The 7,567-nt window shown below is 72.3% G+C and carries 7 protein-coding genes and 1 pseudogene; 2 read left to right on the top strand and 6 right to left on the bottom strand.

Annotated features, from left to right (window positions below):
• A partial coding sequence (locus ACTHNQ_RS02450; RefSeq protein ID WP_440330841.1) for an LLM class flavin-dependent oxidoreductase occupies positions 1 to 1,024 on the top strand: 1,024 nt, incomplete at its 5' end.
• A gap of 17 nt (positions 1,025 to 1,041) precedes the next feature.
• Positions 1,042 to 1,785 carry an NADPH-dependent F420 reductase gene (locus ACTHNQ_RS02455; RefSeq protein ID WP_440330847.1) on the top strand — a complete coding sequence of 248 codons (744 nt, stop codon included), beginning with the start codon at positions 1,042 to 1,044 and terminating at the stop codon, positions 1,783 to 1,785.
• A gap of 144 nt (positions 1,786 to 1,929) precedes the next feature.
• On the opposite strand, the gene ACTHNQ_RS02460 is transcribed toward ACTHNQ_RS02455, so the two are convergent.
• The 6 genes and pseudogenes from ACTHNQ_RS02460 to ACTHNQ_RS02485 form a co-directional block, all read right to left on the bottom strand.
• A complete protein-coding gene (locus ACTHNQ_RS02460; protein ID WP_440330842.1) occupies positions 1,930 to 2,316 on the bottom strand; it encodes a DUF2809 domain-containing protein in 387 nt (128 codons plus the stop codon).
• Positions 2,317 to 2,359: 43 nt separating this feature from the next.
• Entirely contained in the window at positions 2,360 to 2,722 is a 363-nt protein-coding gene (locus ACTHNQ_RS02465; protein ID WP_440330843.1) for a hypothetical protein, read from the bottom strand.
• A gap of 97 nt (positions 2,723 to 2,819) precedes the next feature.
• Positions 2,820 to 3,782 (bottom strand): agmatinase, encoded by a 963-nt coding sequence (gene speB, locus ACTHNQ_RS02470; RefSeq protein WP_440330844.1) that lies wholly within the window; start codon positions 3,780 to 3,782, stop codon positions 2,820 to 2,822.
• Positions 3,779 to 5,446: a thiamine pyrophosphate-binding protein gene (locus ACTHNQ_RS02475; RefSeq protein WP_440330845.1), complete on the bottom strand. Its 1,668-nt coding sequence runs from the start codon at positions 5,444 to 5,446 to the stop codon at positions 3,779 to 3,781. The genes speB and ACTHNQ_RS02475 overlap by 4 nt, the downstream gene beginning before the upstream one ends.
• Positions 5,443 to 7,134, bottom strand: coding sequence for an amidohydrolase (locus tag ACTHNQ_RS02480; protein WP_440330846.1), 1,692 nt, complete (start codon positions 7,132 to 7,134; stop codon positions 5,443 to 5,445). The genes ACTHNQ_RS02475 and ACTHNQ_RS02480 overlap by 4 nt, the downstream gene beginning before the upstream one ends.
• Before the next feature lie 7 nt (positions 7,135 to 7,141).
• Positions 7,142 to 7,567: pseudogene (locus ACTHNQ_RS02485) on the bottom strand (MFS transporter); the annotation flags it as partial.

Raw genomic sequence — 7,567 nt, forward strand, 5'->3', positions numbered from 1 at the left:
CACCTTCGGCGACGTCCCCGAGGGCGACGACGGGCAGCTGCTGAGCTACGGTGCGGCGATCCGCCAGGTCGTCGACGAGGCCGTCCTCGCCGACGAGCTGGGCGTGGACGTGTTCCTCGTCGGGGAGCACCACCGCCCCGAGTACGCGATCTCGGCCCCCGAGACGGTGCTGGCCGGCATCGCGACGAAGACCGAGCGCATCCGCCTCGGCTCGGGCGTCACCGTGCTGAGCTCCGACGACCCCGTGCGCGTCTTCCAGCGCTTCGCGACCGTCGACGCGCTGTCGAACGGCCGCGCCGAGGTGATCCTCGGACGCGGCTCGTTCACCGAGTCGTTCCCCCTCTTCGGCTACGACCTCGCCGACTACGACGTGCTCTTCGAGGAGAAGATCGCGCTGTTCGCCGAACTGCTCAAGGAGCAGCCCGTCACCTGGCAGGGCACGACCCGCGCGCCGCTCGTCGACGCGGACGTCTTCCCCAAGACGGACTCGGGGCACCTCAGCACGTGGGTCGGCGTCGGCGGGTCCCCGCAGTCGGTCGTCCGCACTGCGAACTACGGACTGCCCTTGATGCTCGCCATCATCGGGGGCGACCCCCGGCGCTTCTCGCCGTACGTGGACCTGTACCGCCGCGCGTCGGAGCAGTTCGGACACACGCCGCTCCCCGTCGGCATGCACTCCCCCGGCTTCATCGCCGACACCGACGAAGAGGCCCGCGAGATCGTCTGGCCGCGCTACAAGGTCATGCACGACCGCATCGGCGCGCAGCGCGGCTGGCCGCCCCTCAGCCGCGGCCACTTCGAGCAGGAGGTGCGCACCGGCTCGATGTACGTCGGCTCGCCCGAGACCGTCGCCCGCAAGATCGCGAACGCCATCAGCGGACTCGACGTCGGCCGCTTCGACCTGATCTACACGTCGGGGTCGACGCCGGCGAGCGCCCGCCTGCGCGCAGTCGAGCTGTACGGCTCGAAGGTCGTGCCGATGGTGCGCGAACTGCTGGCCGAGAAGGCGGCGGTCCCGGCGTGACCGGCGCGACCGATACGCTGACCCGCGTGGAGTCGGCACCGGGCGAGGGAAGGGACGCCGGTGCTCAGCGCATCGGCACGCTGGGCATCCTCGGCGCCGGAAAGGTGGGCACGATCGTCGCCCGCCTCGCCGCGGCGGCCGGCTACCGCGTGCTCGTCGCCGGTTCGGGAGACCCCGCGCGCATCGCTCTGACCATCGACGTGCTGGCACCGGGAGCGACGGCGGCTGCGGCATCCGACGTCGCCCGCGAAGCGGATGCGGTCCTGCTCGCGATCCCGCTCGGCAAGCACCAGAGCCTGCCCGTGGACGAGCTGCGCGGCAAGCTCGTCATCGACGCGATGAACTACTGGTGGGAGGTCGACGGGCTGCGCGACGACCTCAACGACCCGCGCACGTCGACGAGCGAGATCGTCCAGCGCGCCCTCCCGGACGCGCGCGTCGTGAAGGCCTTCAACCACATGGGCTATCACGACATCGACGAAGAGGCGCGGCCCGCCGGCGCCGAGGGCCGCCAGGCGATCGCGATCGCCGGAGACGACCCTGGTGACCTCGCCGTCGTCGCACGCCTGGTCGACGACCTCGGCTTCGACCCCGTGGTCGCGGGTGGACTCGCAGCCGGCATCATGCTGGAGCCCGGCGCCGAGGCGTTCGGCGCCGACGTCGACGCCGACGAGCTGCGGGCGATGCTCGACCGCTTCCCGACGTCGCAGCGCGGCATCGTGGTGGCACGGGCGCGCGCGGAAGCTCCCGACGCGCCCTAGGGGGTGACGATCACCGGCGTGCCCGGTGGCAGCGCCGCCGGCTGGGTGATGGCATCCGCGCGTCATCATGCGGTCGCGCTCCCCCTGCGTCCACGGTCGGGCGGGCCGGCGGATGCCGCAACCTCGGGTCGGAGCCGCGGCTGATCAGCGGCGGTGCCGCACCAGGACGTGCACCGCCGTGAGGACCACGATCGTCAGCACGTACACCAGGATGTCGCGGGCGTCGAACACCGTGCCGAGCACGAGCATCACGGGTGCGAACCGGGCTCCCCACTCCAGCGGCAGCCCGGTGAGCTGAAAGAGCTCGACGCTCACGCACCAGGCCGCGGCGATCCCGCCGACCGCGAGGACCGGCAGCGCCGGAGCGATGAGCGCCACCGCGAGGTACGCTGCGGCCGCATACAGCGCGTCGCCCGCGATGTCGGTGGCTGCCGAGTCGGGCAGCGCGGCGTGCACCAAGAGACCTGCGGCCACGACCCCCGCAAGCAGCGCGGCCGCCGGCATCCGTCGTCGTATCGGCGCAGCAAGCATCCCCCAGTCTCACCCATCACGACCGGGGGGATGCTCGGCGCGCTCAGGGTGCGGTGGTGCCCGCCGGCTCCAGGTGGAACTCGTTCGAGACCGAGCCGTCGGGGCGCGGCCTCTGCGCGTACACGAACACGAGCCCGCGTTCGTCGAACGCGGCGAACCAGTCGTCCCACGTGACCTGCGTCAGCTCTTCGAGGTCGTTGCCGAAGTCGAAGTCCAGCCGCAGCTCGCCCACGTGGCCCGAGTCCTGCGTGCCCTCCACCGTGGCGGGCACGGCGTGGCGATCCTCCGCCCAGCGGCGGATCACGTCGTGGTCGCTGGTCGCGGTGTGCTCCACGTCAGCGCTGCGCGCCTCAGGATTCTCCACCGGGGCCGCCTCTGTGCTCAGGTGGTCTTCACGATCATCCATGGCGTCCTCCTCTGCATCGGTGCCAGCCTGCCCCGACGCCCCCCGCACGCCGAGGGGCTTGCGACCCTCGCAGTCGCGCGCTACCGCGGCTCAGGGATCAGCGCGCGGCGTCGAGCTGCGCCGCCATCAGCGACACCAGCTCGTACACCACGTGGCTCGCCGCGATGCCGGTGACCTGGGCGTGGTCGTAGGCCGGCGAGACCTCGACCACATCCGCCCCGACGACGTTGCGGTCGCCCAGTGCGCGCAGCATCCGAAGCAGTTCCCGGCTCGTCATGCCGCCGGCCTCGGGGGTCCCGGTCCCCGGCGCGTGGGCGGGGTCGAGCACGTCGATGTCGATCGAGATGTACAGCGGCCTGTCGCCGATGCGGCGGCGCACGCGCTCGATCGCCGCCTCGATCCCGTCGACCTCGATGTCGACGCTCGACACGATCGAGAAGCCGAGGCGCTCGTCGTCGTCGAGGTCCTGCTTGGAGTACAGCGGGCCGCGCGTGCCGACGTGGCAGCTCGCGGTGAGATCGATGAGCCCCTCTTCGCTCGCGCGGCGGAACGGCGTGCCGTGCGTCACGGGAGCGCCGAAGTAGGTGTCCCACGTGTCGAGGTGCGCGTCGAAGTGCAGCACCGCGACAGGACCGTGCTTCTTCGTCACCGCGCGCAGCAGCGGCAGGGCGACGGTGTGGTCGCCGCCGACCGTCACGATGCGCTCGACGCGGTCGCCCAGAGCCGTCGCGGCGGCCTCGATCTCGGTCACCGCCGCGTCGATGTCGAACGGGTTCGCGGGGATGTCGCCGGCGTCCACGACCTGCGCGGCGGCGAACGGCGACACGTCCTGGGCGGGGTTGTACGGGCGCAGCAGCCGCGAGGACTCGCGCACGTGCGACGGGCCGAAGCGCGCACCGGGGCGGAAGCTGACGCCCGAGTCGAACGGGATGCCGACGACGGCGATGTCGGCGCGCGGCACGTCCTCGATGCGCGGCAGCCGCGCGAACGTGGCGATGCCGGCGTAACGCGGGTGGACGGAGGCGTCGACGGGGCCGACGGGCTCGTGGTGGTCGGTCATGATTCGCCTCTCGGGCTCAAGGACGCGGCGGCAGGATGCTGCCCGCCGGCGTTCTGCGGGATGTGGACGAGCTGCACGCCGCCGGCGGAGACCGCGGCGGCGATCGCGGGAGCGATCTCGGCCGTGGTCTCGGCGCGACGGCCGGTGGCGCCGAAGGCGTTCGCGAGGGCGACCCAGTCCGGCTGCACCAGGTCGACGCCGACGGGACGGATGCCGCGATCGACCTCGTTCTGCTTGATCTCGGCGTACCCGCCGTTGTCGACGCACACGACGGTGAGGTCGAGCCGCTGCTCGACGGCCGTGGCGAGCTCGTTGACGCAGAACATGAGCGCCCCGTCGCCGACGACCGCCACGACCGGGCGACCGTCCTCCGGCTGCGCGACCCGTGCGCCGATCGCCGCCGGGAGCCCGTACCCGAGCGTCGCGTACGTCGGCGTGTACAGCAGGGAATGGGGGCGCGGCTGCGCCAGGACGTTCGCGAGCGCCAGGTACACGATCTGGGACGAGTCGCCCGCGACGATCGCGTCGTGCGGCAGCGCGGCCGCGATCGTCTGGGCCAGCGCGACCGTGTCGGGCGCGGTGTGCTCGATCTCGGCGGCGATGGCGAGGTGCTCGCGCGTGAGGTCGGGGTGCCGCCTCGGCGCGTCGGGCAGCAGGGCGAGCAGCTGCTCGACGACCGCTCCGCAGTCGCCCACGACGCCGACGGTCGCGTCGAGGTTCTTGTGCAGCTGCGAGGCCGAGACGTCGACGCGGATCACGGCGCCGCGCGCGTCGAGCGCCGGCGCCCACAGCTCGGCCTCGCCGAGCTTCGAACCGAGGACGAGCAGCACATCGGCGTGCTCGGCCACTGCGCGCGCGGCGGCCAGGCGCAGGTTCGACCCCAGCGACAGCGGATGGTGCTCGTCGACGGTCGCCTTGCCGTTGAGCGTCGTCACGACCGGCGCACCCAGACGCTCGGCGAGCGCGGTGACCGCCCGGCCGGCACGGGTCGCGCCGCCGCCGGCGAGGATGACCGGCCGCTCGGCACCGGCGAGCAGGCGCGCGGCCTCACGCAGCGACGCGGGGTCACCGTCGGCGGGAGCGGGCGCGGGCCGCGCGACCCGGGCCGCGGCGGGGACGCCCGCGGGAGCCTCGAGCACGTCGAGCGGGATCTCGATGTGCACGGGACGCGGCCGCGCGGTGCGGAACAGCGCGAAGGCGTCGTGCACGGCGTCGACGGCATCCGCCCCGGTCGTCACGCGACGGGACCACTCCGCGATCGCGCCGACCATCGCCGTCGCATCCTTCGTCTCGTGCAGCGTGCCCACATCGCGGAACTCGGCGCCGAGCGCGACGCCCGGCGAGAGCACCAGCAGCGGCCGGGACTCGCAGAACGCCGTGCCGATGGCGCTCATCGCGTTCTGCAGGCCCGGGCCCGACGTCGTGATCACGACACCGGGCAGCCCGGTCTGCTGCGCCCAGCCGTCCGCACCGTACCCGGCGCCCTGCTCGTGGCGCGTCGTGACCACGCGCATGCCGAGGTCGGCGAGCGGCCGGTACAGCTCCAGATTGTGCGTTCCCGGGATGCCGAACACCGCTGTCACCCCGTAGGCGCGGATCGTCTCCAGCACGGCCCGGCCGGTCGTGTCGGCGTACGGCGCCGCGGCGTCTGCCTGCCCGCTCATCGTGCCGTCGCCTCCGCCGGGACCGCGGCGAAGCGGCGTTCGCCGCCGACCCAGGTCTGCCGCACCGGGATCTGCGAGATGTCCGCCGCGTCGACGGCGAGCGGATCGCCGCCGAGCACCACGAAGTCTGCGTATTTGCCGGCTTCGAGCGAGCCCAGGTCGTCTTCGCGACCGAGTGACACCGCACCCTCGTAGGTGTGGGCCCGCAGGGCTGCCGCCGCCGACACGGTCAGGTCGTCGGGTCCGAGCTTGTGCCCGCGCCGGGTCACCCGGGCAACCGCCGTCTGGATCGCCTCGAGCGGGATGGGTTCTGCCACCGGCGCGTCCGACGAGATGGTGAACGGCACCCCTGCCGCCTCGAACTCGCCGAGCGGGTTGAACCGCTCCCCCGGCGTGCCGATCGCCTGCTCCACGCCCTCGCCCCAGTTGAAATAGTGCTGGGGCTGATTGACCGGACGGATGCCGGCGGCGGCCATGCGGGCGATCTGCTCGGGCGTCGGCAGCCCGCAGTGCTCGATCCGATGGCGGGCGTCGTCGTCGGGACGCTCCGCCTGCGCCGCCTCGATCGCCGACACCACCATCTCGATGGCCGTCGGCGACTGCGCATGGGTCGCGGTCTGCAGGCCGGCGGCGTGCGCCTTGCGGATCAGCTCCGCATACTCCGCCGGCTCGTGGTACAGCTGGCCGGTGCGGCACGGGTCGCCGACGTAGCCGTCGGGGAAGTAGGCAGTCCAGCCGCCCAGCGTGCCGTCGGCGTACAGCTTGATGCCCGCGAAACTCAGGTGCGCGTTGCCGAACTGGCCGACCAGTCCCATCTCGAGGGCATCGTCGAGCAGGTGCGACAGCAGGTACATCGACACGCGCAGCTCGAGGCGTCCGGCCTCGGCGAGGCGCAGGTACATGTCGAACTCGCGCCGCGACACCTGCGCGTCGCCGATCGTCGTCACGCCGCCCGCGAGAAAGCGCTGCGTCGCGGCATCCAACTGCCGCAGGTGCTCCTCCGGCTCGTCCGCGAGGTGGAAGTTCGGGCCGTGGTGGCCGATCTTCACGCCGTGCACCCCGGTCAGCATGTTGCATGCGGCATCCGAGATCTCACCCGTCAGCTCCCCGTCCGCATCGCGGAAGATCTCGCCGCCCTCAGGATCCGGGGTGTCGCGGTCCACTCCGTTGAGCGCGAACGTGTACGAGTTCACGACACCACCGTGCCCCGACGCGTTCATCAGGTACACCTCGCGGTCGGTCGCGACCTCGTCCAATTCGAACCGGGTCGGATGCCGCTGCTCGGCGAGATTCCGGTGCTCGTAGCCGTAGCCGCGAACCGGGCGGCCCGCCGGCTGCTCGGCGGCGGCGGCCTTCAGCAGCGCCACGATCTCGGGGATGCTGCCCGCCTTCTCGGGCCCGCAGTCCACCCACGTCATCAGCTGCCCGTACATGAGCGGGTGCGCGTGCGCGTCGACGAACCCGGGAACGACCACCGCCTCCCCGAGGTCGACGACCTCGGGGTCGATGCCGGCCGCGCGGGCGGCATCCCGGCATTCCTCCACCGTGCCGATCGCGACGATCCGGCCGTCGTCGGTGAGCATCGCGGTGGCGGTGCGGTCCTCGGTGTCGACCGTGTGGATCACCGCGGCGGTCACCAGGCGCGGCGTCCGCTGGACGGGACGGTCGAAGGGGGCGAGCTTTCTCATCGGGTCCTCAGATCGTGCGGGCCGTGGTGGTGTCGGTGCGCGGCGTGAACGAGTCCGTCACCGGTGCTTCGTCGGAGTGCTGCGGCGCCAGCCACGTGCACAGTCCCGCGAGCAGCGCCATGCCGACGAACATCGCGATGACCGACCAGACGCTGCCGGTCCACGCGATGAGCATCGTCGCGAACCAGGGCGAGAAGCCGGCCCAGATGGCCGCGCCCACGCCATACGACAGCGCGATCGACGTGTAGCGGGCCTGCGGGCGGAACATCTGAGCGAGGATCGCGGCGATGGGCGCGTACGTCGCACTCATCGCGACGCGGACGAGCGACGCCAGCAGGAAGATGACCGGCTCGATCTTGCCGGGCAGCACCAGCATGAACGGCACGAACGTCAGCACCGAGGTCACCAGGCCGATGTACATGATGTTCTTGCG

Origin of the sequence: Microbacterium sp. (genome assembly GCF_051953575.1) — a bacterium.
In the GTDB taxonomy this organism is placed as follows: Bacteria; Actinomycetota; Actinomycetes; order Actinomycetales; family Microbacteriaceae; genus Microbacterium.

What these genes read in the sequence shown, in the direction of transcription:
- ACTHNQ_RS02465 (WP_440330843.1), bottom strand. Translation starts at nt 2,722, where the DNA reads ATGGATGATCGTGAAGACCACCTGAGCACAGAGGCGGCCCCGGTGGAG.
- ACTHNQ_RS02475 (WP_440330845.1), bottom strand. Translation starts at nt 5,446, where the DNA reads ATGAGCGGGCAGGCAGACGCCGCGGCGCCGTACGCCGACACGACCGGC.
- ACTHNQ_RS02480 (WP_440330846.1), bottom strand. Translation starts at nt 7,134, where the DNA reads ATGAGAAAGCTCGCCCCCTTCGACCGTCCCGTCCAGCGGACGCCGCGC.
- speB (WP_440330844.1), bottom strand. Translation starts at nt 3,782, where the DNA reads ATGACCGACCACCACGAGCCCGTCGGCCCCGTCGACGCCTCCGTCCAC.
- ACTHNQ_RS02460 (WP_440330842.1), bottom strand. Translation starts at nt 2,316, where the DNA reads ATGCTTGCTGCGCCGATACGACGACGGATGCCGGCGGCCGCGCTGCTT.